This window comes from Rhodococcus antarcticus (genome assembly GCF_026153295.1).
In the GTDB taxonomy this organism is placed as follows: Bacteria; Actinomycetota; Actinomycetes; order Mycobacteriales; family Mycobacteriaceae; genus Rhodococcus_D; species Rhodococcus_D antarcticus.
The window spans coordinates 3,323,575-3,346,626 of sequence record NZ_CP110615.1 but is presented as its reverse complement, the minus strand read 5'-3'; the positions used below and the strand labels follow the sequence as shown (position 1 = coordinate 3,346,626).

The 23,052-nt window shown below is 73.9% G+C and carries 25 protein-coding genes, 1 tRNA gene and 1 pseudogene; 10 read left to right on the top strand and 17 right to left on the bottom strand.

All coding sequences use genetic code 11. The features are described from left to right. Positions 1-3: 3 nt before the first annotated feature. From pknB to RHODO2019_RS16310, 7 genes are all read right to left on the bottom strand, one after another. Positions 4-2,007, bottom strand: a complete 2,004-nt coding sequence (gene pknB / locus RHODO2019_RS16340) for a Stk1 family PASTA domain-containing Ser/Thr kinase (RefSeq protein WP_290428878.1) — start codon at positions 2,005-2,007, stop codon at positions 4-6. Further along, positions 2,004-3,419, bottom strand: a complete 1,416-nt coding sequence (locus tag RHODO2019_RS16335) for a serine/threonine-protein kinase (RefSeq protein ID WP_290428877.1) — start codon at positions 3,417-3,419, stop codon at positions 2,004-2,006. Before RHODO2019_RS16335 ends, pknB begins: the two co-directional genes overlap by 4 nt. Then, positions 3,419-4,894, bottom strand: coding sequence for a peptidoglycan D,D-transpeptidase FtsI family protein (locus RHODO2019_RS16330; protein ID WP_265382770.1), 1,476 nt, complete (start codon positions 4,892-4,894; stop codon positions 3,419-3,421). Before RHODO2019_RS16330 ends, RHODO2019_RS16335 begins: the two co-directional genes overlap by 1 nt. Before the next feature lie 10 nt (positions 4,895-4,904). Beyond that, positions 4,905-6,371: an FtsW/RodA/SpoVE family cell cycle protein gene (locus RHODO2019_RS16325; RefSeq protein WP_265382769.1), complete on the bottom strand. Its 1,467-nt coding sequence runs from the start codon at positions 6,369-6,371 to the stop codon at positions 4,905-4,907. After that, the gene (locus RHODO2019_RS16320) at positions 6,371-7,843 is read right to left on the bottom strand and encodes a PP2C family protein-serine/threonine phosphatase (RefSeq protein ID WP_265382768.1); all 1,473 of its coding nucleotides are present in this window, start codon (positions 7,841-7,843) and stop codon (positions 6,371-6,373) included. Before RHODO2019_RS16320 ends, RHODO2019_RS16325 begins: the two co-directional genes overlap by 1 nt. After that, positions 7,840-8,307, bottom strand: coding sequence for an FHA domain-containing protein FhaB/FipA (locus RHODO2019_RS16315; protein WP_265382767.1), 468 nt, complete (start codon positions 8,305-8,307; stop codon positions 7,840-7,842). Before RHODO2019_RS16315 ends, RHODO2019_RS16320 begins: the two co-directional genes overlap by 4 nt. Positions 8,308-8,424: 117 nt before the next feature. Then, positions 8,425-9,747: an FHA domain-containing protein gene (locus RHODO2019_RS16310; RefSeq protein WP_435532139.1), complete on the bottom strand. Its 1,323-nt coding sequence runs from the start codon at positions 9,745-9,747 to the stop codon at positions 8,425-8,427. 150 nt (positions 9,748-9,897) lie between these two features. On the opposite strand from RHODO2019_RS16310, the gene RHODO2019_RS16305 reads away from it, so the two are divergent. After that, a tRNA-Leu gene (locus RHODO2019_RS16305) sits at positions 9,898-9,982 on the top strand. A 59-nt stretch (positions 9,983-10,041) separates the two neighbouring features. Here the strand turns inward: RHODO2019_RS16305 and RHODO2019_RS16300 are convergent. From RHODO2019_RS16300 to RHODO2019_RS16295, 3 genes and pseudogenes are all read right to left on the bottom strand, one after another. Continuing rightward, positions 10,042-10,365, bottom strand: a complete 324-nt coding sequence (locus RHODO2019_RS16300) for a hypothetical protein (RefSeq protein WP_265382766.1) — start codon at positions 10,363-10,365, stop codon at positions 10,042-10,044. A 61-nt stretch (positions 10,366-10,426) separates the two neighbouring features. Then, a pseudogene (locus RHODO2019_RS19395) lies at positions 10,427-10,654 on the bottom strand (hypothetical protein); the annotation flags it as partial. Positions 10,655-10,770: 116 nt separating this feature from the next. Beyond that, complete coding sequence (locus RHODO2019_RS16295) at positions 10,771-12,213, bottom strand: glucose-6-phosphate dehydrogenase (protein WP_435532138.1); 1,443 nt, start codon at positions 12,211-12,213, stop codon at positions 10,771-10,773. Positions 12,214-12,258: 45 nt separating this feature from the next. Between RHODO2019_RS16295 and RHODO2019_RS16290 the strand changes: the two genes are divergently transcribed. Together RHODO2019_RS16290 and paaI are read left to right on the top strand one after the other, a co-directional pair. Continuing rightward, on the top strand, positions 12,259-12,486 hold the full coding sequence (locus RHODO2019_RS16290; RefSeq protein ID WP_265382765.1) for an RNA-binding S4 domain-containing protein: 228 nt from the start codon (positions 12,259-12,261) through the stop codon (positions 12,484-12,486). A 14-nt stretch (positions 12,487-12,500) separates the two neighbouring features. Next, a complete protein-coding gene (paaI, locus tag RHODO2019_RS16285) occupies positions 12,501-12,887 on the top strand; it encodes a hydroxyphenylacetyl-CoA thioesterase PaaI (protein ID WP_265384826.1) in 387 nt (128 codons plus the stop codon). Here the strand turns inward: paaI and RHODO2019_RS16280 are convergent. Beyond that, positions 12,872-13,648: an enoyl-CoA hydratase/isomerase family protein gene (locus tag RHODO2019_RS16280; RefSeq protein WP_265382764.1), complete on the bottom strand. Its 777-nt coding sequence runs from the start codon at positions 13,646-13,648 to the stop codon at positions 12,872-12,874. The two genes, paaI and RHODO2019_RS16280, sit on opposite strands and share 16 nt — an antisense overlap. A gap of 121 nt (positions 13,649-13,769) precedes the next feature. Between RHODO2019_RS16280 and RHODO2019_RS16275 the strand changes: the two genes are divergently transcribed. The 5 genes from RHODO2019_RS16275 to RHODO2019_RS16255 all read left to right on the top strand — a co-directional run bounded on the left by RHODO2019_RS16275 (position 13,770) and on the right by RHODO2019_RS16255 (position 17,467). Next, positions 13,770-14,207 (top strand): YbaB/EbfC family nucleoid-associated protein, encoded by a 438-nt coding sequence (locus RHODO2019_RS16275; RefSeq protein ID WP_265382763.1) that lies wholly within the window; start codon positions 13,770-13,772, stop codon positions 14,205-14,207. Between the two features lie 75 nt (positions 14,208-14,282). Then, positions 14,283-14,633 (top strand): type VII secretion target, encoded by a 351-nt coding sequence (locus RHODO2019_RS16270; RefSeq protein WP_265382762.1) that lies wholly within the window; start codon positions 14,283-14,285, stop codon positions 14,631-14,633. Next, positions 14,630-15,610, top strand: coding sequence for a WXG100 family type VII secretion target (locus tag RHODO2019_RS16265; RefSeq protein ID WP_265382761.1), 981 nt, complete (start codon positions 14,630-14,632; stop codon positions 15,608-15,610). Before RHODO2019_RS16270 ends, RHODO2019_RS16265 begins: the two co-directional genes overlap by 4 nt. Beyond that, a complete protein-coding gene (locus RHODO2019_RS16260; protein WP_265382760.1) occupies positions 15,607-16,740 on the top strand; it encodes a hypothetical protein in 1,134 nt (377 codons plus the stop codon). Before RHODO2019_RS16265 ends, RHODO2019_RS16260 begins: the two co-directional genes overlap by 4 nt. 25 nt (positions 16,741-16,765) lie before the next feature. Then, positions 16,766-17,467: a TetR family transcriptional regulator gene (locus RHODO2019_RS16255; RefSeq protein ID WP_265382759.1), complete on the top strand. Its 702-nt coding sequence runs from the start codon at positions 16,766-16,768 to the stop codon at positions 17,465-17,467. 34 nt (positions 17,468-17,501) lie between these two features. Here the strand turns inward: RHODO2019_RS16255 and RHODO2019_RS16250 are convergent, their stop codons facing one another. The 3 genes from RHODO2019_RS16250 to RHODO2019_RS16240 form a co-directional block, all read right to left on the bottom strand. Continuing rightward, positions 17,502-17,786: a hypothetical protein gene (locus tag RHODO2019_RS16250; RefSeq protein ID WP_265382758.1), complete on the bottom strand. Its 285-nt coding sequence runs from the start codon at positions 17,784-17,786 to the stop codon at positions 17,502-17,504. Between the two features lie 70 nt (positions 17,787-17,856). Further along, positions 17,857-18,522: a maleylpyruvate isomerase family mycothiol-dependent enzyme gene (locus RHODO2019_RS16245; RefSeq protein ID WP_265382757.1), complete on the bottom strand. Its 666-nt coding sequence runs from the start codon at positions 18,520-18,522 to the stop codon at positions 17,857-17,859. Between the two features lie 48 nt (positions 18,523-18,570). Then, positions 18,571-19,551, bottom strand: coding sequence for an NAD-dependent epimerase/dehydratase family protein (locus RHODO2019_RS16240; RefSeq protein WP_265382756.1), 981 nt, complete (start codon positions 19,549-19,551; stop codon positions 18,571-18,573). Between the two features lie 101 nt (positions 19,552-19,652). Between RHODO2019_RS16240 and RHODO2019_RS16235 the strand changes: the two genes are divergently transcribed. Together RHODO2019_RS16235 and RHODO2019_RS16230 are read left to right on the top strand one after the other, a co-directional pair. Continuing rightward, entirely contained in the window at positions 19,653-20,315 is a 663-nt protein-coding gene (locus RHODO2019_RS16235) for an SDR family oxidoreductase (protein WP_265382755.1), read from the top strand. 25 nt (positions 20,316-20,340) lie between these two features. After that, positions 20,341-20,787 (top strand): SRPBCC family protein, encoded by a 447-nt coding sequence (locus tag RHODO2019_RS16230; RefSeq protein WP_265382754.1) that lies wholly within the window; start codon positions 20,341-20,343, stop codon positions 20,785-20,787. A gap of 29 nt (positions 20,788-20,816) precedes the next feature. Here RHODO2019_RS16230 and RHODO2019_RS16225 read toward each other — a convergent pair whose 3' ends face one another. From RHODO2019_RS16225 to RHODO2019_RS16215, 3 genes are all read right to left on the bottom strand, one after another. Then, on the bottom strand, positions 20,817-21,359 hold the full coding sequence (locus tag RHODO2019_RS16225) for a copper resistance CopC family protein (RefSeq protein WP_265384825.1): 543 nt from the start codon (positions 21,357-21,359) through the stop codon (positions 20,817-20,819). A 136-nt stretch (positions 21,360-21,495) separates the two neighbouring features. Next, positions 21,496-22,305, bottom strand: coding sequence for a GAF and ANTAR domain-containing protein (locus RHODO2019_RS16220; protein WP_265382753.1), 810 nt, complete (start codon positions 22,303-22,305; stop codon positions 21,496-21,498). An 11-nt stretch (positions 22,306-22,316) separates the two neighbouring features. Then, positions 22,317-22,991 carry a DUF6474 family protein gene (locus RHODO2019_RS16215; RefSeq protein ID WP_265382752.1) on the bottom strand — a complete coding sequence of 225 codons (675 nt, stop codon included), beginning with the start codon at positions 22,989-22,991 and terminating at the stop codon, positions 22,317-22,319. Between the last annotated feature and the right edge of the window lie 61 nt (positions 22,992-23,052).

Sequence of the window (23,052 nt, the reverse complement as noted above, 5' to 3'; positions counted from 1 at the left end):
CCCTCAGCCCCCGGGCGGCTTGGCCGTGGTGGTGGTGGTGGTCGTGGTGGTGGTGGTCGGCAGCGGGACCGTGGACAGCGGTCCTGAGGTGGGCGGGGCGGGGGAGACCCCGACGCCGATGCTCAGGGGGGCGCTCGGCTCGATCTCGGTGCCCGCCGGGACGGACTGGCTGACCACCCGGCCGACCTGGGCGGGATCGGTCACCGGGACCATCGTGGCGGTGATGTTGCCCTGGCCGCCGGTGTACTTGTTGCCCTGCAGCCGGGCCAGGACCTCCGTGGCCCGCACACCGGCCAGGTCCGGCACGACGACGCGGTTGCCGCTGGAGACGTTGATGGTGACGGTGGCGCCCTTGGGCGCCTGGGTCCCGCCCTCGGGACCCTGGCTCACCACCTCGCCGGCAGGCTTGGCGGAGTCGACGGGGGCAGGGTTGACGACGAACCCGGCGGCCTCCAGGTTCGCCTGGGCGTCGGGCTGGGCCTGTCCGACCACCGAGGGGATCCGGACGGGCTGCGCTCCGCTGCTGACCACCAGGACCACCGCCGACTGCGCGTCGGCAGAGGAGCCCGCCGCGGGGGTGGAGCTGATGACCGAGCCGGCGGGGACCGTGTCCGAGGGCTGCATGGCCGGGTTCGGGGCCGCGGTCAGCCGCGCGACGGTGAGGGCGTCGATGGCCTGCTGGAGGGGCAGGTTCGCCACCGTGGGCACCCGGACCTGTTCCGGACCGGTGGACACGTAGAGCTGAACGGTGCTGTTCTCGTCGACGGAACTGCCGACCGTGGGGTCCGTGCGGATGACGGTGTTCTCGGGCACGGTCGCGTCCGGCACGTTGTTGGTGCGTGACTGGAGCTTGACCGCGCTGATCTGGGCCTGGGCGTCGTTGAGCGTCTGCCCCGCCACCGGCGGCACGGCGACCTGGGTGGGGCGCCCGCCCCCGTTGAGCTGGTACAGGAACACCCCGATGAGGGCGACGAGGGCGATCATCACGACGCTCGCCAGGACGATGAGACCGGTCCGCCGTCCGGTGCGCTCGCGCTCGGCGGCGTCCACCCCGAGCCCACCGAGGGGGTCGTCGTCGCGGTGGCGGCCACTGCCGACCGGCACGGGGACGGCGCCGAGGATCTCGGTGCGGTCGTCGTCGGTCATGATCGACGGTGCCGTGGGCCGCTGTCCGGCGAGCACCCGCACGAGGTCGGTCCGCATCTCCCCGGCGCTCTGGTAGCGGTTGGCCGGGTTCTTGCTCATGGCCTTGAGCACCACGGAGTCCAGGGTGCCCGGGACGGCCGGGTTGAGCTGGGACGGGGGGCGGGGGTCCTCGCGGACGTGCTGGTAGGCCACGGCCACGGGTGAGTCACCGGTGAACGGTGGCTCACCGGTGAGGAGCTCGAACAGCACGCACCCGGCGGCGTACACGTCGGAGCGGGCGTCGACCTGCTCGCCGCGGGCCTGCTCGGGCGACAGGTACTGCGCGGTGCCGATGACCGCCGCGGTCTGGGTCATGGTCGAGGTGCCGTCGGCGATGGCCCTGGCGATCCCGAAGTCCATCACCTTCACCGCGCCGGCCCGGTTGATCATGATGTTCGCGGGCTTGACGTCGCGGTGGACGATGCCGTGGCGGTGGCTGAAGTCGAGGGCGGCGCACACGTCGCCCATGACCTCCATGGCACGGCGCGGGGTGAGCGGACCGTCGTGGCGCAGCACGTCCCGCAGGGTCTCCCCGTCGACCTGCTCCATCACGATGTAGGGCAGCGGACCCTCGGGCGTGTCCGCCTCGCCGGTGTCGTACACGGCGACGATCGCCGGGTGGTTCAGGGCCGCCGCGTTCTGCGCCTCGCGCCGGAAGCGCAGGTAGAACGACGGGTCCCTGGCCAGGTCCGCGCGGAGCACCTTGACGGCGACGTCGCGGTCCAGGCGCAGGTCACGGCCTGAGTGCACCTCGGACATCCCACCGAAGCCCAGGGTCTCGCCGAGCTCGTAGCGGTCCGACAGGGTGCGTGGCGTGCTCATGGACTCCTCGGGGTTCCGGTGAACGCAGCCGGTGTGACGGGCGGCGTGGTGGACGGGAGGGTGACCCCGGCGGGCGTGGTGGTCGGCGCCGGTGCCGAGGTGGGCGTGGTGGTCGGCGGCGCGGTCGTGGTCAGCGTGGTTGTGGTCGGCGTGGTTGTGGTCGGCGCCGGGGTGGTCGGCGCCGCGGTCGTGGTGGGGCTGGGCGGGGTGGTCGGCGCCGCGGTCGTGGTGGGGCTGGGCGGGGTGGTCGGCGCCGGGGTGGTGGGGGCGGTGGTCGTGACGATCACCGGGGGGGTGGTGCCGGTCGACCCCGGGCCTCCGGTGAAGGTCAGCAGCAGGTAGAGCGCCAGCCCGAGCAGTCCCACCACGAGGATGCCGCCGAACCACAGCCAGCCGGCGGTCCGCGAGCTGCGGTCGTGCTCACGCCCCGGCAGCGGGGCCGGGACGGGGGTGGGCACGGCGCGCAGCGGTGCGGCCGGCGCGCGCAGCGGCGCGGTGGCCCGGCCCAGCACCGCGGTGGGGTCGGCGGTGGCCGGACCCCCACCCGTCCACCCCCCCGGCAGGGGCAGCGGCCGCCCCGCCCGCACGGCCGCCACCGCGTCGGCCAGCTCGCCACCGTTGCGGTAGCGCTGGGTCGGGTCCTTGACCATGGCCGCCAGCAGCAGCTCGCGCACCGGGGCGGGAAGGTCGGCGGGCAGCGGTGGGGGCACGTCCCGGATGTGCATCATCGCGACGGTGAGGGCGTTGTCGGAGGTGAACGGGCGGAGCCCGGAGACGGCTTCGTAGCCCACCACGGCCAACGAGTAGACGTCGCTGGCCGGCCCGGCCTCCTGGCCGAGGGCCTGCTCGGGGGCGATGTACTGGGCGGTGCCCATGACCATGCCGGTGCGGGTGACCGGCGCCGCGTCCACGGCCTTGGCGATCCCGAAGTCGGTGATCTTCACCCGGCCGTCCGGGGTGATGAGGATGTTGCCCGGCTTCACGTCCCGGTGCACCACCCCCTGTGCGTGCGCGGCCTGCAGGGCACGGCCGGTCTGCTCGAGCATGTCCAGGCTGTGGCCGACGTCGATGCGCCCCTCCCGGGCGAGCACGGCCGAGAGCGGCTCGCCCTCCACCAGCTCCATGACCAGGTAGGCGGTCTCCTGGTCGGCGTCCTCCAGCGTGGAGGTCTCGCCGTAGTCGTAGACCCCGGCGACCCCCGGGTGGTTGAGCCCGGCAGCGGTGCGGGCCTCGACCCGGAAGCGCTCCAGGAACTCGGGGTCCGAGGAGATCTCCGGCTTGAGCACCTTGACCGCCACGCGCCGGTGCAGGCGGGTGTCGAGGGCCTCCCAGACCTCACCCATCCCACCGGTGGCGATGCGGCTGGTCAGGCGGTACCGGTCGGCGAGGACCGCGCCGGGGGACAGGTGCATCACTGACCACCCTGCAGGGCGGCGGCGATGACCGCGCGCCCGACGGGTCCGGCCACCGAGCCGCCGGTGGCGGCGAGCGCACGGTTTCCACCGTTCTCGACCAGGACGGCCACGGCCACCTGGGGGTCGTTCGCGGGGGCGAAGGCGATGTACCAGGCGTGCGGAGGGGTGTTCTTCGGATCTGTCCCGTGCTCGGCGGTCCCGGTCTTCGAGGCGATCTGCACTCCGTTGATCTTGCCCTCGTTCCCCGCGCGGTCCTCGGCGCCGATCATGAGCCGGGTGAGGGTGGAGTTGACGCCCGGGGCGATGGCCTGGCCCAGCGACTCCGGCGTGGTGGTGTTCAGCGTGGAGAGGTCCGGGCCCTGCAGCTGGCTCACCAGGAACGGCTGCATCCGCACCCCGCCGTTGGCGACGGTGGCGGCGATGACCGCGTTCTCCAGGGGGGTCAGCCGCACGTCGCGCTGACCGATGCTGCTCTGGGCCAGGGCCGCGTCGTCCGGGATGTCGCCGAGGGCCGAGTCGGCCACCGGGAGGGGGATGTCCGGCGTCCCGGCGGAGATCCCGAGCGCCTGCGCCTGCGACCGGATGGCGTCCGCGCCGGTGGAGATCCCGAGCTGGGCGAACGCGGTGTTGCACGACCGTGCGAACGCCTCGGTGAGCGAGGCCGTGGTGCCGGCGCCGCAGGTGGAGCCGTTGTAGTTCTCCAGCGTGGTGGACGTCCCGGGCAGGGTGATCCGCGGAGACGCCGTGAGCTGGGTGTCCGGGGTGGTGTTGCCGGAGGCCAGCGCGGCCGCCGTGACGACGACCTTGAAGGTCGACCCGGGCGGGTAGGTCTCGGAGACGGCACGGTTGGTCAGCGGGCTGCGCGGGTTCCCGGTGAGGGCGTCCCAGGCGGCGGTGCGGGTGGCGGCGTCGTGGCTGGCGAGCGGGTTCGGGTCGTAGCTGGGCGTGCTCACCATGGCCAAGATCTCTCCGGTGCTGGGTCGGATGGCCACCACGGCCCCGGTGTACCCGGCGTTGGTCATCGCGTCGTAGGCGGCCTGCTGCACCGCGGGGACGAGGGTCAGCGCCACGTTCCCGCCGCGGGGGTCGCGCCCGGCGACCAGGTCGAACAGCCGCCGGCCGAACAGCCGCTGGTCGGACCCGTTGAGCACCGGGTCCTCGGCCCGCTCGATGCCCGAGCTCGCGTACTGCAGGGAGTAGAAGCCGGTGACCGGCACGTAGGCCGCGGGGCTCGTCGGGTAGCCCCGTAGGTAGCCGATCCGGTCGTCGGTGGCCGTGGAGGAGGCGAGCACCTGCCCGCCGGCCGAGATCTGGCCACGCTGGCGGGAGTACTCGTCGAGCAGCACCCGCTGGTTGCGCGGATCGGCCCGCAAGCCGTCGGCCTTGATCACCTGCACGTAGGTGGAGTTGGCCAGCAGCAGGGTCACCATCACCATCACGGCGAGGGCGACGCGGCGCAGCGGGGTGTTCACGAGGTGCCCCTCACGACGGGCGCTGCACCATCTGCGTGGGCGCGTCGGCGATGGGGGCGGCGGGAACGACCTTGGCCGGCCGCACCGGGGCGGGTCGGCGGGCGGCGTCGGAGATCCGCAGCAGGATGGCGACCAGGGCGTAGTTGGCCACCAGCGACGACCCACCGTAGGAGAGGAACGGCGTGGTGAGGCCGGTGAGCGGGATGAGCTTGGTGACCCCCCCCACGACGACGAACACCTGCAGCGCCACGGTGAACGCCAGCCCGCTGGCCAGCAGCTTCCCGAAGGTGTCGCGCACGGCCACGGCGCTGCGGAACCCGCGCAGCACGAGCAGCAGGTAGATCATCAGGACGGCCGCGACGCCGATGAGCCCGAGCTCCTCGCCCACCGTGGTCATGATGAAGTCGGTCTTCGCGAACGGCACGGTGTCCGGCCGCCCCGCCCCCAGGCCCGTGCCGCCGAGACCGCCGGTGCCCAGCCCGAACAGCGACTGCGAGATCTGGTAGCCGGTGCTGTCGTAGGTGGCGAAGGGGTCCAGCCACGTGGACACGCGAACCTGCACCTTGCCGATGAGCTTGTACGCGATCACGCAGCCGAGGGCGAAGAACACGCCGCCCACGAGCAGCCAGCCGACCCGCTCGGTGGCGATGTAGAGCATGACGAGCACGGTGCCGAAGATGAGCAGCGAGGTACCCAGGTCCCCCTCGACCACGAGCACCGCCAGCGACAGCCCCCAGGCGGCCAGCAGCGGGCTGAGGTCGCGCAGCCGCGGCAGGTCCATGCCCAGCACGTGCCGTCCCGCCGTGGTGAACAGGTCCCGCTTGCTCACCAGGAAGGAGGCCACGAAGACGATGAGCAAGATCTTGGCGAACTCGCCGGGCTGGATGGAGAACCCCGGCAACCGGAGCCAGATCTTGGCTCCGTTGACCTCGCTGAACCGGCTGGGCAGCACGCCCGGCAGCGCCAGCGCGACGAGTCCCACCAGCCCGAGGGTGTAGCCGTAGCGGGCGAGGCTGCGGTGGTCGCGGAGCAGGTGCAGCACGCCGATGAACAGCAGCACGCCGACCGCCGTCCACACCACCTGCTGGTTGGCGTCCGCGGACGGCGCTGCCTCGCCGAGCTGGCGGGCCGAGTCCTGCTCGGCGAGGTCCACCCGGTGGATGAGCACCAGGCCCAGGCCGTTGAGCAGCGCGACGCACGGCAGGATCAACGGGTCCGCGTACGGGGCGAGGCGTCGGACGGCCAGGTGGGCCAGGGCGAACAGCGCGAGGTAGGCCGCCCCGAGCTTCAGCAGGTCGGTGGTGACCGACTGCTCCTGGTTGGCCTCCACCAGCGCCAGCGCCGAGGTGGTCACCACGGCGGCGAACGCGAGCAGCGCCAGCTCCGCACCACGTCGGGTCGGGCGCTCGCCGCCCGGCAGCACCCCGATCCCCCCGGGGGGGCTGACGGGGTTGGGGGGAGCGGCTGAGGCCGCCATCAGCGGCCCGGCCGGCAGGTCTGGCCGGGCCGCTCGGTGGGCGCGGCCAGGTCCGTGCCCTGCGAGGTGGTCGTGGTGGGGGTGGTGGTCGTGGGGGTTGAGCCGGGCACGGGGGGCACCACGGGCGTGGTGGTGAGCGGCGTGGCCGTGGTGGGCGCCGTGGTGGGCGCCGTGGAGCTGGGGGAGGGGGTGGCGGACGCGGCGGCGCTCGCGGTGCCGCACACGGGCAGCAGGGAGGCGTCGGTGAGGCGGGTGATCTGTCCCCGGGCGTCCTCCAGCGAGCCCCCGGGCAGGCCCGCGCTGACCTGGGCGCGCTCGGCGGGCTGCAGGTCGTCCACCTGGAGCACGTCGCAGGTGGCCGGCAGGGCGGGCCCGACGAGCTCGACGGTGCCGTCGTCGGACACGCAGCCCTGCAGCGCCACCTCCTGCAGCGCCACGCCGAGCACCGTGCCCGGCAGGCCCCGGAGCACGGCGACGGTGCCGTTCTTCTCCCCGACGTAGTAGTTGGTCTTCAACCACGCGCGGCCGGCCACCGCCGCGACGACGAGCACGAGCAGCACCGTTCCGGCGATGACCAGCAGGCGCCGGCGGCTGCGCCGCGCGGGCGGCTCGGCCACCCCGGTGGGCTCCACCCGTCGTGGCGCCGCCCGCGAGGGGTTCACCGCGGCGGCCCTGCCGGCGGAAGTGTCCGGGGTGCTGCCGTCGTCCTCCACCCCGGAGACCGCGCCGCCCACGATGGGCAGGTCCTCGCCGAACTCGACGTCGATCACGTCCGCGACGATCACGGTGATGTTGTCCGGCCCGCCGCTGCGCAGCGCGAGCTCGATGAGCCGGTCGGCGCTGTCCTGCGGGTCCGCGATGCGCAGCGCCTCGGCGATGGTCTCCGCGCTGACCACGCTGGAGAGCCCGTCGGAGCAGAGCAGGTACCGGTCGCCGTCGCGGGCCTCGCGCACCGTGAGGGAGGGCTCCACGTCGTCGCCGTTGAGCGCCCGCAGGATGAGGGACCGCTGCGGGTGGTGCGCCGCCTCGTCCTCGGTGAGCCGACCTTCGTCGATGAGCGACTGGACGAACGTGTCGTCCTTGGTGATCTGGCTCAGGCTTCCGTCGCGCAGCAGGTAGGCCCGGGAGTCGCCCACGTGGGCCAGGCCCAGCCGGGTGCCCGCGAACAGGATCGCCGTGAGGGTGGTTCCCATCCCGGTGAGCTCGGGCTCCTGGGCCACCAGCTCGATGATCGCGTCGTTGCCGGCCAGCAGCGCGTCCTCGAGCTGGCCCAGCAGGTCGTGGCCGGGCTCGTCGTCGTCGAGGGGCGCGACGGCGGCGATGACGACCTTGGAGGCGACCTCGCCCCCGGCGTGACCACCCATGCCGTCGGCCACCGCGAGCAGGCGGGGCCCCGCGTAGACCGAGTCCTGGTTGTTGGAGCGCACCAGTCCGCGGTCGCTGCGTGCGGCGTAGCGGAGCACGAGGCTCACGGGCGCAGCTCGACCGTCGTCTTGCCCACCCGGACGGGCGTGCCCAGGGGGACCTTGACCGGGGAGGTGACCTTGTCTCGGTCGAGGTAGGTGCCGTTGGTGGAGCCGAGGTCCTCGACGTACCAGTCGGAGCCGCGCGGGGAGATGCGCGCGTGCCGGGTGGAGGCGTAGTCGTCGGTGAGCACGAGCGTGGAGTCGTCCGCGCGGCCCAGCAGGACGGCCTGGGTGCCCAGGGTGATCCGGGTGCCGGCCAGCGCACCGTGGGTGACGACGAGCTGGCGCGCCACCTTGGTCCCCCGGGCCGGCGGGCGGGAGGCCGAGCGGCGGCCCGAGCTGGGCAGCGTGACGCGCAGGCCCGACGCCGCGTAGAGGTCCGTCCGCAGCACGCGCAGCACGGCGAAGACGAAGAGCCACAGCAGGACGAGGAAGCCGCCACGGGTGAGCTGGAGGATCAGTCCCTGCACCGCCCGCGCACCTCCCTCTGTCAGTCCTCCGCCCGGCGGAACGCCGTGTGGGGGCACGATACTGCCGCACGGCACCCGGACCGTGTGGTCCGCGCCCGTCGCGACGTGGTCGTCGGCTCAGCCGTGGATGCGCACCACGATGCTCGAGTGACCCGCCCGCACCACGTCGCCGTCGGCCAGCTGCCAGCTCTGGACGGGCGATCCGTTGACGGTGGTGCCGTTGGTCGAGCCGAGATCGGTGAGCATGGCGACCTGGCCGTCCCACGAGATCTCAACGTGCCGCCGGGACACGCCGGTGTCGGCCAGCCGGAACTGTGCCTCCTGGCCGCGGCCGATGACGTTCGCACCCTGCGCGAGCTGGTAGGTGCGGCCCGAGCCGTCGTCCAGGTGCAGCGAGCCGGTGAGCTCGGTGGTGGCGCCCTCCCAGCCGCCCTGCCCGTAGCCCGGCTGCCCGTAGCCGGGCTGGGTTCCGGGGGCGCCGTAGCCCTGGTCGTAGTAGCCCTGCTGGGCGTCCCACCCCTGCTGGGGCTGGGCGTAGCCCTGGTCGTACCCCTGCTGGGCGTCCCACCCCTGCTGGGGCTGGGCGTAGCCCTGGTCGTACCCCTGCTGCGGCTGGCCCTGGGGCTGGCCGTCCCACCCCTGCTGGCCGTCCCATCCCTGCTGGCCGTAGACCTGCTGCGGGTAGCCCTGTTGCGGGTAGCCCTGTTGCGGGTAGCCCTGCTGCGGGTAGCCCTGCTGGGGCTGGCCGTCCCACCCCTGCTGGGGCTGGCCGTAGCCCTGGTCGTAGCCCTGCTGCGGGTACCCCTGCTGGGGCCGGCCGTCCCACCTCTGCTGGGGCTGCCCGTCCCACCCCTGCTGCGGCTGACCTTCCCAGCCGGCCGGGGCATCCTCGTCGCGGGCGCCCTCGGTGGGGTTCTGGTCGTGGCCGTTGCTGTGGGTCATGGGTGCTGCTCCTGGGTGGACAGACGGAACGCGGTGCACGTCAGGGTCTCGGTGCGCGGCGGGGTCTGGGCGGGCGGCGGGGTCTCGGCGGGCGTCGGGGTCGACGGTGGAGCTGGTGCGGAACTGGCCCGTGTGCAGGGCGGTCGAGCTGGCGAGGTGGACGACGACGTCGCCGTAGGTCTGCCACCCCTGCTCGGCGATGTGCTGGGTCAGCCAGCGGACGAGCACGTCCGAGGCGTGCCGCTCGTCGTCCCCGGTGGCGTCGTCACCAACGCCCTCGGCGAGCCGGGCGTGATCGGTCGAGCTCAGGGTGACCGTGTAGCTGTTCGGCGCCAGCAGGTGCCCGCCGTCGAGCTCGCGGACGCCCTCGGCCACCTCGCGCTGCAGGGCCTGCTCGACCTCGCGAGGGACGACACCGCCGCCGAAGATGCGGGCGGAGGCGTCTCCGACGGCACCCTCGAGCCTGCGCTCGAAGCGCTGCACGATCCCCACGGTCACACCTCCTTCGTCCTCGTCGCCCCGGCTCCGCGCGCCTGTACGCACACCACGGTCACCGATGGTATCCGTCGCGGCGGACCCGGGGGGTTCCCCGGCGACCGGGACCGGGTCCGCGGTCCCTGCACCGTGCTAACCTTTTTGGCGTTGCTCGGGCGAGTGGCGGAAATGGCAGACGCGCACGGTTCAGGTCCGTGTGTCTTCGGACGTGGGGGTTCAAGTCCCCCTTCGCCCACCAACCACCGCACCAGGCTCGGAACCGTCACGGTTCCGGGCCTGTCGTGCGTGGTCCCGCGGTCACCAGGTGCGGGTGCCACCACCATCAGCGGCCCTCGGTGACCACCCCCGGCGGTGCCGGTCAGCGCGGGGTGAGGTCCACCAGCGGTGCTCCGGACGAGGTGACGTGGCGGTCGTCCGGGCCGCGGAGAACGGCGGCGCCAGGACCACCACGTCCGAGGGCGCGTCGACGAAGGTCGGGACGTATCCCGCTCGGCTCACCCGGTAGCCGTCCGCCGCCCGGGTCACCGTCACCTCGATGATGACCCCGTCGCGGTGCAGGGGGGCCGGGTCGTCGGTCTCCAGGTCCTGCTGGGCCAGGAAGTTGCCCAGCCCGAAGAACACCCACCACCTGCTCCTGGTAGGCCGAGGGCACCGGGTCCTTCTCCGTCCCGAAGTGCAGGCTGACCACCACGAAGTCCGCGCCGGCCGCCCGCAGCGCCGCCGCGTCGCTCCGGATGGTGGCCGGATCGATGAGCTTCACCGACCACGGCGACGGTCGGGGGAGGCCGTTGAGCCCGAAGGTGTGGGCGAGGTGACCGACCCGCACTCCGTCGACGTCGTAGATCCGGGCCGTGGCGGCCTCGGCCGCGGACCGTGCGCTGCCGGTGTGCCCCAGCCCGGCGCTGTCCATCGTGGTCGGAGAGCAGCGGCGCCACCCCGGCCAGCATGGGTGTGAAGTCGTACCCGTCACCACCGGCGCCACGACGGCGACCAGGCCCCGCCAGGTGGTGGGGATCAATGCTGCGGTCAGCCCTGCAGCAGCCAGCGGCCGGGCCGCGCCAGCTCGTCCGCCGCCGCCGGACCCATCGAGCCCTTCTCGTAGGTGGTGAGCTCCGGGCGGGAGTCGAGCAGGGTCTCGGCCACCTCCCACACGTGTGCGAGCCCGTCGGGCCGGGTGAACAGCGAGCGGTCGCCGAGGAGGACGTCGTGGATGAGCCGTGCGTAGGGCGGCAGGGGCTCCCCCCCGGGCACGGTGTCCAGGGCCAGCGCGGCGGTGCCCGTGGAGAGGTCCAGCTCGGGCCCGGGCTCCTTGAGCACGACCGAGAGCGCGAGCTCACCGTCGCCCTGCAGGGAGAACGAGAGGACGTTGGCCGAGGACGGCACACCGGTCATGGGCCCCTCCGGCTCACGGAAGACCAGGCTCACCCGCTGCTCGCTGACGGCCAGCTCCTTGCCGGTGCGCAGCAGGAACGGCACGCCGTGCCAGCGGTCGGTGTCCACCCACAGCCGGGCGGCGACGAAGGTGTCCATCGTGGAGTCCTGCGCCACGCCCTCGGTGTCGGTGTAGCCCTCGAACTGCCCGAGCACCACCTCGGCGGGGTCGAGCGGGCGGAACGCGGCGATCACCGACTCGCGGGCGGCCTGCAGGTCATCGGCGCCGAGGCTGACCGGCGGCTCCATGGCGACCTCCGCGGCCACCTGGAACAGGTGCGTGACCAGCATGTCGAGCACCGCACCGGTGGCATCGTAGAACTCGGCCCGATCGGCGATCCCCAGGGTCTCGGGCACGTCGATCTGCACCTGGGCGACGTGCTGGTTGTTCCACACCCCGGAGACCAGGGTGTTGGCGAAGCGCAGCACGTGCAGGTTCTGGGTCGCCTCCTTGCCCAGGAAGTGGTCGATCCGGTACACCTGCTGCTCGTCGAGCACCTGGTGGACCACGGCGTCGAGCTCGCGGAAGTCGGCCGGCGAGGTGCCGAACGGCTTCTCGTAGACCACCCGCGCCCCCTCGTCGAGCCCGTGCTCCCCGATGGCCCGGGTGTAGTCGCCGAAGGTGCTGGGGGGCAGGGCGACGTAGTGCACGAGCTGGTGCTCGACGGCGCCGCCCGTGCCGCCGTCGGCGCTCCCGGCACCGCCCCGGCCGTCGCGGATCGCGTCGACGACGTCCACGAGCTGGCCGGGGTCCTCGGTGGTGAAGCCGCCGCCGGCGAAGCGGAGCCGGTCGCGGAAGGACTCCCACGGCCCGTCACCCGGTGCGGGTCCGAACTCGGTGAGCGCGTCGTGCACGTGCTGGGCGAACTCCTCGTCGGTCTTCTCGCCCCGGCCGTTGCCGACCAGGTACCAGTCCTGCGGCAGCAGGCCCGCGATGGCCAGCTCGTAGAACGCAGGCAGCACCATGCGCCTGGCCAGGTCTCCGGTGGAGCCGTAGAGCACGAAGATCGTCGGTCCGGGGGTCGTCGTGTCAGCCACGGCCCCAGCCTTACCGTTCGGCGCCCTCCGCGCCACACTGGGCCGGTGACCTCAATCCCCGCCGTCCCGGTGCGCTCGGTGCCCGTCCGCCTCGGTCAGCTCCTGCAGCTGGCCAACCTGCTCGAGTCCGGGTCCGAGGCCAAGGAGGTGATCGCGAACGGGCTGGTGCGGGTGGACGGCGAGGTCGAGCTGCGCCGCGGGCGCCAGCTGCACGGCGGGGAGGTGGTGCAGGTGGACGGGGCCGGGCCGGTGCGGGTGGTGCACGCGCCGTGAGCGCTGCTGAGGACATGTTCGCCGCCGACGCCGCCTCCCGGGCGCTGGGCATCCGCCTGCTGGCCTCCGGACCCGGTTCGGCCACCGCGGCCGTGGTGGTGACGGAGACGATGCTCAACGGTCAGGGCAGCACCCACGGAGGTCACGTGTTCCTGCTGGCGGACACCGCGTTCGCCGTCGCCTGCAACGCTGCCTTCAGCCCCACTGTCGCCGCGGCCGCGAGCATCACCTTCCTGGCGCCCACCGGCCTCGGCGACGAGCTGGTCGCCGAGGCGGTGGAGCGGGTCCGGCAGGGTCGCAGCGGGATCTGCGACGTGACGGTGCGCTGCGGCGACCGCGTGGTCGCCGAGTTCCGCGGGAACAGCCGCGAGGTCCACCCGAGGGCTCAGCGGCCCGAGTAGGTGGCCTTCCCGTGCCCCTCGGCCAGGAAGCTCGCCACCGCGCCCTGCAGGTCCTCGGTGGCGAACAGCGACCCGGAGACGGTGGGCACCACCGCGTCGGCGTGGGCCACCCCGCCCGAGCGCCAGGCGGCGACGATCTCCTTGGTGGCCGCGTGCGCCCGGGTGGGCCCGGCGGCCAGGCGGGCGGCGAGCGCACGAGCGGCGGTGTCCACGTCGTCGTGCACCGCGTTCACCACCCCCCACTGCGCGAGGGTCGCCGCGTCGTAGAGGTCCCCGGTCATGACCAGCTCCCGGGCCCGGCCGGACCCGGCACGCTCGGCCAGGCGCTGCGGCCCGCCCATGGACGGGGTGAGCCCGACGACGGTCTCCACCAGGCCGAAGCGTGCCCGCGGCCCGGCCAGCACGATGTCGCAGGCCAGCGCGACCTCGAAGGCGGCGGTGAGGGTGAGGGCGTGCGCGGCGAAGACCACCGGGCACGGCAGCGCCTCGATCGGCGCGATGATCCCGTCGAACAGGCGCTGCCACAGCGCGCCGGCGTCGGTGGGGGACAGCCCGGCGAACACGTGCACGTCCACCCCGGCCGAGACGGCCCGGCCCTCGGCGCGCACCAGCAGCGCACGCGGGGGTGCGGCGGTGAGCGCGGCGAGGTCGGCCACCAGCGCGTCGAACATCGCCTGGTCGAACAGGTTCAGCGGGGCGTGGTCGAGGGTGAGGACGGCGACGTCCCCGCTGGTGTCCAGGGTGGTGCGGTGCGGGCTCACGGTGGGCGTCTCCTGGGGGTCTCGGCGGGCGCTCGGACGCTAGCGGCCGTTCCGCCCCCGCGCGGCACCGGGAGTGCCTATGGTCCGTGCGGCAGGTCACCGCACGACACGAGGGAGCACCGTGAGCGAGCCGCCCGTCAGCACGCCCGAGCAGGAGCAGGCCCGCGCCGAGCGGCAGCTCGAGCGGATGCAGGACGCCGCGCGGGAGGCCGCTGCCCTCACCGCGAGCGCACGCACCCCCGACGGCGCGGGCACCGTCGTGGTGGGTGCCGGTGGTGCAGTCCTCTCCATCGACGTGCGCGCCGACGCCGACGCCGCCTCGCTGGGCACCGCACTCGTCTCGGCGATCAGCGCCGCCTCGGCCGACGTCGCCCGGCGGGGCGCAGCCCTGCTCGCGGAGCGCACCGGGGTGGACATCACCGAGCGGGTGCTGGCCGCGCAGGTCCTCGCCGGGGATCCCGTGGCGGTGGGGCTGGCCGAGGATCGGGAGGCCGCCGGCGGCCCCCGTGCGACCGAGGAGCCCGGTGACGTGGACTGGTTGTCCGACGACCCGCGCTGACGGGGAACCAGGGACCTGTTCGGCCCGTCCGAGCCAGGAGCGGGACACACAGCAGCAGGACGAGGGGAGCACGACGTGGCCGAGCAGATGACCGTCGACACGGGGGCACTGCGGGACACCGCGAGCCAGGTCGGGGGGCACAAGGGCACCGCGGCCACCCTGGCGAGCACGGCCGCGGCTGCCGAGGTCACCCCGAAGTCGTGGGGTCTGGTGGGCCTCGTGACGCTCTACCCCGCCTACGTGGGCTCGCTGGCCACCGTGACGGAGCACCTCGGCAAGCTCGCCACCGCCGTCGGTGACGCCTCGGACACCCTCACGGCGTGCGCAGAGATCTACGAGGAGGCCGAGAAGGGCTTCGTCGACGTGATCACGCAGGCGGCCGACGAGCTGGCGGCGGTCCAGGCTTCCCCGACGGTGCGCGCGTGAGCGTCGTGGAGCCGCTGAGCTCCGACGACCTGAGCAGCATCCCGTTCTTCGGCGACGGCTACCAGATCGGCAAGAACCTCGTCGACGGCAACGTCGCCCAGGTCGCCTCCGAGGTGAAGGGTGTCGTCGGCGACATCGGAAGCTTCGCCTCGGCGGCGTCGGGTGGCGCGACGTGGCTGGACCCGTTGTCGGTGCTCGTCAACGCGGGGCTCGGCTTCCTCGTCGACCACCTGGCCCCGCTCAAGCACGGGATGGAGCTCGTCACGGGTGATTCCGGCACTGTGGGCGCGGCGTCGGACACCTGGAGCCAGATCGCCACCGACCTGCAGGGCCTGGCGACCGATCTCGACGGTGCGCTGAGCAGCGGGTTGACCGGGTGGAGCGGTCAGGGTGCGCAGGCGGCCTCGCGCGAGTTCGCCCAGCTCATCGTCGCCATCAACGGCATGAGCGACGAGTCGACCTCCATGAGCGACCTGCTGGCCAGCAGCGCCGCCCTGATGGAGGCGGCTCTCGACATCGTGAAGTCCATCATCAGCGACCTCATCAGCTGGTTGATCATGACCTGGCTCGCCGCCCAGGCCACCGCGATCATCACCGTGGGTGCGTCCGAGGTGGCCGCGATGGGCGCGACCGTCGTCGAGGTGGGGGTCACCACCACCCGGGTGACCGGCAAGGTCACCGAGGTGTCCAGGATCGTGCTCCGCGTCGAGCAGGTGGTGGTGCGCATCGAGCGGGTGGTCACCGTGCAGGTGCAGACGGTGAGCCGGTTCCAGAACTTCGCGAGCGCGGCGCGGGCGGGTATCGGTGCGGAGGCGCTGAAGGCCGCCGGCAGCGCCGCGACCGCGGCGGCGGAGGGCCTCGGCGCGAAGGCCGCCGATGGTGCTGTCCACCGCGCGGTCGACACGGCGAACGGCACGGGCCCCGCCCCGGCCGCGAGCGACCGGGCGATCGAGGACGGGCTCCAGGTGGGTCGATGACGGGGCCGGTCCCCACCCTGGAGGCGGTGCTGCCGGCCGACCGGCGCTTCGTCGCGATCCGGCGACGCAAGGGCTGGGTGCTGGCCGCGGTGGTGGCCGTCGCCTTCCTCCTGCTCGTCACCGGCAGCACGTCGCGCCTGGGCGTCGTCGGCATCGTCCTGGTGCTCGTGGTGCTGGTGCCCGTCCTGATCTGGTCGAACGTCCTCGACCTCCGCCTCGGCAGCAACCGCAGGGCGCTCTGGAACGACCCGCCCACCTTCCTGGTCCGGGCCGACGACACGGTCGGCTTCAGCTTCGCCGGGTCCCGCCAGCGCGACCTGCGCGTCACCGGTGAGCTCGTGCACGTGGCACTGGGATCGGTCACGGGCACCGGTGTGGGCGACGGGTTCCCCGTGCGGGCTCCCTACGACGGGGTGCTCGGCGCGATGTCCGGCGACCTCGGCAAGGTCCCGGGGTCCTTCTGGGCGCAGGCGGTGGACGGCCCGGCCCTGTGGCTGTGCTTCCCCGACCGTGACTGGCTGGTGTGCACCCCGCGCGCCGCCGAGCTGGCCCAGCTGCTCGGCACGCTCGGCCCGGTGCCGTGGGGCTCCCGCCCGCCGGTGGCCGCTCCGACCGCGCTGCGGCAGGGTCGGTGGTCCTCCGCGTCCGCACCGGGTCCCGCCACCCCACCCGGTCCGGCCGCCGGCCCCACCCCGGTGCCCGCTCCCGTCGGCAGCACTGAGTGGTCCGAGGTCGTGGTGCCGCTGCCGGGTGGTGAGGACCTGCTGGTCGGCACCGACGGTCGCCTCGCGCTCGGCCGCTCACCGAGCGCACCCTCGACGCCGTGGCGCCGGCCCGGCGAGATCGTGCTCGCCGAGCTCGGTGAGGTGTCCGGCTCCGCACCGTCGGACGGCTGGGCGGGGCCGGCGGGCTGGGTGGGCGTGCGCGACGGTCAGGGCCTGTGGCTGTGCTTCCCCGACCGTGACTGGCTCGTGTGCTCCGAGCGGGTGCTCGAGGTGGTCGCGCTGCTCGTCGGCTCCGGTCCGCTGCCCTGGGCCACGGCGGACGGGCCCCGTCCTGCACCCGCACCGACGGCGCTGCGGACCGGGCGCTGGACCTCGTCCGAGGTGCGGATCGAGCGCACACCCTGACGGTGCGACCGAGGGGACGGGGTGCGTGACCGCCGACGTCTGGGAGGGTGGGGGCGAACGTCCCGGCTGGGGAGGAGGTGTGGTGGAGACGACCGTGCACGACGACCTCGTCGGTGCGCCGGTTCCGCTGCGCGAGGCGCGCAAGGAGCGCACCCGCCGCGCCCTGCTCGATGCGGCCCTGGCGCTCACCGACGAGGTGGGCTTCGCCAGCGTCAGCCTGCGCCAGGTGACGAAGGCCGCGGGCATCGTGCCGACCGCGTTCTACCGGCACTACGACAGCATGGACGCGCTCGGGGAGACCCTCGTCGTCGAGTCGTTCCACTCGCTGCGCCAGATGATCAGGGCCGTGCGCTCCGGCGGCAGCGATCCGGCCGCCGTCATCACCCGCTCGGCGGAGGTGCTGGTCAGCCACGTGCACGCCCACCGGGAGCACTTCCGTTTCATCGCGCGCGAGCGGTCCGGCGGGGTGGCCGCGCTGCGCCGCTCCATCCACCACGAGCTCGGCGTCATCGTCTCCGAGCTGGCCGACGACTTCGCGACCTTCCCGGTGACCGAGGCGTGGAGCGGCGCCGACCGGACGCTGCTGGCCGAGCTCATCGTCAACCAGATGGTGGTGGTGGCCGAACGCATCCTCGACTCGCCGGACGAGGAGGTCGACGTGGTCGCCCGAGCCGAGCGCCAGCTCACCATGGTGCTCGTCGGCGCGGCCCAGTGGCGGAGCCGCTAGTCGGAGCCGCTGGTCGGGTGCCGTGGCGGAGCCGCTAGGGCTCCTGCTGCCGGTCCAGGTACAGCTCGGCGGTCTCGGTGGCGACGGCCGAGACCACCGCGGCCAGCCCGGGTTCGAGGTCCAGCGCCGCCGTGAGCTCCGCACCGCGCAGGTTCCGCGTCCGCAGCAGGTCCCAGGCCTGCGTCACCAGGCGCACGGACGTGGGGTGGTCGAGCTCGGGTCGCAGGGAGCGCAGGGCGACGGCGGCCCAGTCGGCGTCGAAGGTGCCGCGCGGTGGGCCGAACACCCGCTCGCCGGAGGAGTAGCTCTGCGGGGGCACGTCGACACGGTATCCGCGCTCCGACGCCCCCGCTCTCAGGCGCCGTGGGCGCCGCCGTCTGCCGCGCTCCTCAGTGGTGCAGGTCCTCGGTGGGGAGCTCACCCAGGGCGGCGAAGCAGGGCAGGTAGGGCTCGAGCTCGCCCGCGGTGACGTAGGAGCCGAGCTGGGCGGCCGAGCGACGGGTCATCATCGCGCGGGTCAGGTCGAACTCCGAGGCGGTGAGCACCAGCCCGGGTTCGCCGGTGCCGGTCTCGTGGGTCCACGCGTCGCTGATGAGGTGGACCGGTGCCAGTCCGGCGTCGGACACCGCCTGGTCGAACCCCTCGGCCATCCGGTCCCGCAGGGCGGCCAGGCCGTCGGTCTCCCGGGCGCCGGGGACGTCGAGCGCGCCGCGCAGGTCCTGCTCGTGGATGATCACGTCGCCCAGCGGGCGGGTGTTGTTGGCGCGCATCCACTCCTCGACCGGGACGGTCATCGCGCGCCACTCGGCGAGCAGGGTGTCCAGGTCCTGGTCCTGGCGGGCGTCCACCTGGGACTGGGTCCAGCCGTCCATGTCGCCGTCGTCGCCCCTGCCGGCGAGGATGTCGGCGTCGACCCCGATCATGTGGGCGACGAGCTGCCTGGCCGTCCAGCCCGGACAGGCCGGGACCGTCACCTCGAGCGCCTCCGTCGAGAGCCCGTCGACCAGCTCCACCACTCGCGCCTGCGCGTGCACCCACTCCATGACTGCGTCCATGGCTCCATCCTGTCGTGCGGGAACTCCCCGTGCGAGACGACGCACGGGTCAGCCCAGCGCGCGCAGCACCTCCCGCTCCTCGGCGACGGAGAGCCCGCTGCGCCGGGCCCGCTCCAGACCGAGGTCGCGCTCGTGGTCCAGCGCGCGCTCCGCGGTCTCCGCCAGGGGGCGCAGCACCAGCCCGGCCGCGAGCGAGGCGGTGACGTCCCTGGCCCCGAACCCCGCCATCTCCGGCTGCGGCACCCACAGCGGGAGGGACCGGGGCCCGCTCCACGGCCGCACCCCGAGCTCGCCGAGCCGCTCCTGGCTGACACCGACCAGCTCGTGCTCACCACCGCCGCTCCCGGCGAGCACGTCCCGCAGCGGCTGCGGCGGGGCGACTGCGTCGAGCTGCGCCACCAGCCGGTGCTCGGCGGCGGTCACGACCCAGGCCGCGAGGTCGTCCACGTCGATCACCTGGGTCGGGGCGTCGAGCACGTCCGGCACCACGACGGGGCCGCCGCGGGTGAAGCGGGCGGGCCAGTAGCCGTAGCGGTCGGTGGGATCACCGGGGCCCACCACGAGCCCGGGTCGCACCACGAAGGCCTTCTCGCCGAGGGCCTGGAGCACGACGTCCTCGCTGCTGCGCTTCGCGCGGGCGTACCGCTCCTGCTCCGGGGTCACCCCGTCCAGCGGTGGCACCCGCTCTGCGCTCGCGTCCCGGCCGGGCGTGGACGCGTCGGCGTAGGCGGAGACGCTCGAGACGAAGGTCCAGTGGCCGGCGGCCGCGCCCAGGACGTCGATCGCCTCCGCGACCCAGCGGGGGTCCTGCGCAGCGACGTCCACCACGGCGTCGTACCGGTGGTCACCGAGCGCAGCGATCCCGCCGTCCCCGTCGACGTCGCGGTCGAGGAAGACGTCGGTGACCCCGACCGGCCCGAGCCCTGACCTGCCCCGGTGGGCGCACGTCACCTCGTGGCCGCGGCGCACGGCCGTCGCACCGATCGCGCGCGAGACGAACACCGTGCCGCCGAGCACCAGGAGCTTCACCCGGTGGAGCCTAGGCAGGTCGACCGCTGCTCGAGGGAACACCGAAGGGGCCCGACGACGCTGCACAGGGGGTCAACCACACCACCACGAGGAGGTCGGACGTGCGCGTCATCGTCGCCGGAGGTCACGGCAAGATCGGTCAGCTGCTGCTGCGGGCGCTCGCGGAGCGAGGGGACACCGGCGTGGGCCTGGTGCGCAACCCCGACCACGTGGACGAGCTGGCGGCGCTGGGCGCCGAGGCCGTGGTGCTCGACCTGGAGCACGCGAGCCCCGACGAGGTGCGGCCGGTGGTGGCCGGGGCCGACGCCGTCGTCTTCGCCGCCGGAGCGGGAGCGAAGGGCGGGATCGAGCGCAAGGACTCCGTGGACCGGGCGACGGCCGTGCTCACCGCCGAGGCCGCCGAGCTCGAGGGCGTGCGCCGGTACCTGCAGGTCAGCTCCTTCGGGGCGGGTGAGGAGGTGCCCGAGGGCACGGACGAGACGTTCACCGCCTACCTGCGGGCCAAGACCGCCGCCGAGGACGACCTGCGCGGGCGTGCCGGGCTCGACTGGACGATCCTGCGACCCACCACGCTCACCGACGAGCCCGGCACCGGACAGGTCACCCTGAGCACACCACCGCTGGAGACCTCCGAGGTCTCGCGCGCCGACGTGGCTGCGGTCCTCGTGGCGCTGCTGGACGCACCGGGCACCGCGGGCAGCACGTTGATGCTGACCAAGGGCACCACCCCGGTCGCCGACGCGGTGGCGGCCCACGCCTCCTAGCTCGCAGGTCGTAGCATCACCGGCCATGGACGAGGTCAGCGTGCACGTCTCCGCCCCGGTCGAGCGCGTCTGGGAGCTCGTCACCGACGTCACCCAGATGGGTCGGTGGAGCCCCGAGTGCACGGGCGGGCGCTGGACCGGTGATGCCTCCGGGCCCGTCATCGGGGCCCACTTCACCGGGGCCAACCGGCACGGCTGGGTGCGGTGGAGCACGCACTGCCGGGTGGTCTCGGCCGAGGAGCCGGTGCACTTCTCGTTCGAGGTGCGCGAGTCGGCCATGCGCTGGGGCTACCGGCTCGAGGAGGCCGACGGCGGCACCCTGCTCACCGAGTACCGGGAGACCATCGGGCCGAAGCCGCTGGTGACGCGGTTGTTCACCGGTCTGGGCCTGGGCGGGTCCGACCGCGAGGGCCAGATGGTGGCGGGCATGCGGGCCACCCTGGAGCGGGTGCGGGCGGCCGCGGAGTCCTGAGGGTCGGCCGGTGACGGCCAGCGTGCTGCTCAGCCGCCGGGCGTCGGCCCGCGGGGCACGGCGCGTCGGCCGGAGCGCAGCGCGAGGACCAGGCCGCCGCCGAACACGATGACGGCGCCGACCACGAACGCCCAGGCCGGCACCCCGCCACCGGACCCGCCGGTGGTGGAGGCCGCGGCGGCGTCCGCCGGTGGACCGGGGGTGCCCGAGCCCGCCGTGGTGAGGGTGAAGGTCCGCGAGCCGGACACGGGATGGCTGTCCGCGGAGATCACCCGGAACCCGATGGTGTACACGCCCGCAGGCCCCAGCGGCCGGACGTCCACGGTCGCGGCCGACCCGTCGATGCGCGTGTCGCCGGTGGACCACAGGTTGCCGTCCGGCCCGACCACCGTCACCGTGCCGAACCCCGCCTGGAGCGGCCCGTCGAGCGTCACGGTGACGGCGGGCGGTCCGGCTCCGATCGAGCTCCCGTCGGCCGGGTCGCTGCCGACCACGGAGCTGTGTGCTCCCGCCGGGCCCGCACCGAGGACCAGCAGCAGGCCGGCGAGGACGGCGACGGCCGCTGCCCGGATCACGCCGAGCCCGTCCGGGCGGCTGAGTCGGAGGTCGCGGCGGGTGCGGAGGCGGGAACGGCGGTGACGGCCATCCCCGCATCCTCCGTCGTCCCGGTCGCCGCCGCCAGCACGAGGAGACCTGCAGTGCCGGCCCTCAGCGCGTGGTGTGCGCCCGGACGAACTCCACGGCCACCTCGTGCAGCCGCACGTTGCGGTGCTGGGACTCGGTGCGCAACCGCTCGAACGCGGCGCCGTCGTCGATGCCGTGCACGGCCATGAGGATCCCCTTGGCCTGCTCGATGGGGGCTCGGCTGGCCAGGGCCTCGCGCAGCTGCACCGCGAGGAGGTCGGCCGCGCTCAGCCGGGCGTAGTCCTCGATCGCGCGCGTGGCGTGAGCGGTGAGCACGGCCAGGAACGCCGCGTCCGGGGTGCCGAACCCGTCGGGCGAGCGGCTGTAGAGGTTGAGCGCGCCCAGACGGTGCTCGGCGCCGAGCGGCGCGGCCAGGAAGGAGCGGATGCCGGCGGCCTCCGCGTCGGCGGTGAACTCGGGCCACAGCAGGCGGCTCGTGGCCACGTCGACGCGGACGACCTCGCCGGTGCGCATCGCCTGCAGGCACGGGCCCTCGTCCGCCTCGTACTGGTGGACGTCCACCTCGAGGGTCGTGCGGTCGGTGTGCACCGCGGTGAACGGCCGGCCGTGCAGGTGCGCCGTCACCCCGGCGCTGTCCACCCCCGCGATGGTCCGGGCGGCCACGTCGACCACGCGCTGCAGGAGCTCGAGGAGGTCGTGCTCGTCGAGGATCGAGCGGCCCAGCTCGACGACGACCTCCGCGACGTCGTGCGGACGGTCGGCGACGGCCTCGTGCACCGGGTGCAGGGCCGGTGCCGGGGCGATGCCGAGCGGCGGGAACCCGGCGGGGTCGTCTGCCGGGTGGCGGGGGGTGCCGCCCGGCGGGGTCGGCACGGCGGTGGTGCTCAGCGCACACCCAGCTTCTGCAGCAGCTCGGCGTCGATGCGGTCGAGGTCGACGGCGACGGAGCGGTGGGCGGCCTTGCGGCGGGGGGTTGGCATGCGCTCGGCGGCGTGCACGGCGGTGCTGAGCTCGGCGAGGCGGGCGGTGGTGGTCTCGCGGAACTCGACGTCACCAGGTGCCAGGTGCGTCGGCTCCATCTGGGCCAGGGCGGGCTCGAGCCCGGCGATGCGCGCGCTGAGCGCCGCGCCGTGCCCGGAGAACTCGCCCAGCTGCTCGACACCGATCCCGATGCTCCGCGCCCGCCGTGCGTCGACCTGACCGCGGATCGCCGTCGCGGCCTTGTACGCGAAGGGCGCCAGCACGGGGGCGAGGACCTTGGTCACGCCCAGGTAGCTGCGCGCCGTGGCGGTGGCGTCCTTGCGCTTGGCCTTCAGCTCGGCCTTGCGCGCCTTCTTCTGCGCCTTCGTGCTCAGCTCGGCGGCGGCCGTGGTGGCCTTCGCGCGCACGGAGCGGGCGCCCGAGGACGCCTTCTTGGCGGCGCGGTCGGCCAGCTTGTCGGACTTGCGGCCGGCCTTGGCGTGGAACTTCTTCTCCGCCGCGGCCTGCGCCCTCAAGGTCTTCGTGTGGGCCTTGCGCAGCGCGCGGCGCGACGTGCGCCGTGTGCGCGTGCCGAACATCGCCATGGTCGTGGGCCCTCCGGTGACGGTCGTGGAACATCAACACCTTAGGTGAGCACCT

Excerpts from the sequence above, each read along its gene's own strand:
- pknB (WP_290428878.1), bottom strand. The coding sequence starts at position 2,007 with ATGAGCACGCCACGCACCCTGTCGGACCGCTACGAGCTCGGCGAGACC.
- RHODO2019_RS16335 (WP_290428877.1), bottom strand. The coding sequence starts at position 3,419 with ATGCACCTGTCCCCCGGCGCGGTCCTCGCCGACCGGTACCGCCTGACC.
- RHODO2019_RS16325 (WP_265382769.1), bottom strand. The coding sequence starts at position 6,371 with ATGGCGGCCTCAGCCGCTCCCCCCAACCCCGTCAGCCCCCCCGGGGGG.
- paaI (WP_265384826.1), top strand. The coding sequence starts at position 12,501 with ATGTTCGCCGCCGACGCCGCCTCCCGGGCGCTGGGCATCCGCCTGCTG.
- RHODO2019_RS16260 (WP_265382760.1), top strand. The coding sequence starts at position 15,607 with ATGACGGGGCCGGTCCCCACCCTGGAGGCGGTGCTGCCGGCCGACCGG.
- RHODO2019_RS16245 (WP_265382757.1), bottom strand. The coding sequence starts at position 18,522 with ATGGACGCAGTCATGGAGTGGGTGCACGCGCAGGCGCGAGTGGTGGAG.
- RHODO2019_RS16230 (WP_265382754.1), top strand. The coding sequence starts at position 20,341 with ATGGACGAGGTCAGCGTGCACGTCTCCGCCCCGGTCGAGCGCGTCTGG.
- RHODO2019_RS16215 (WP_265382752.1), bottom strand. The coding sequence starts at position 22,991 with ATGTTCGGCACGCGCACACGGCGCACGTCGCGCCGCGCGCTGCGCAAG.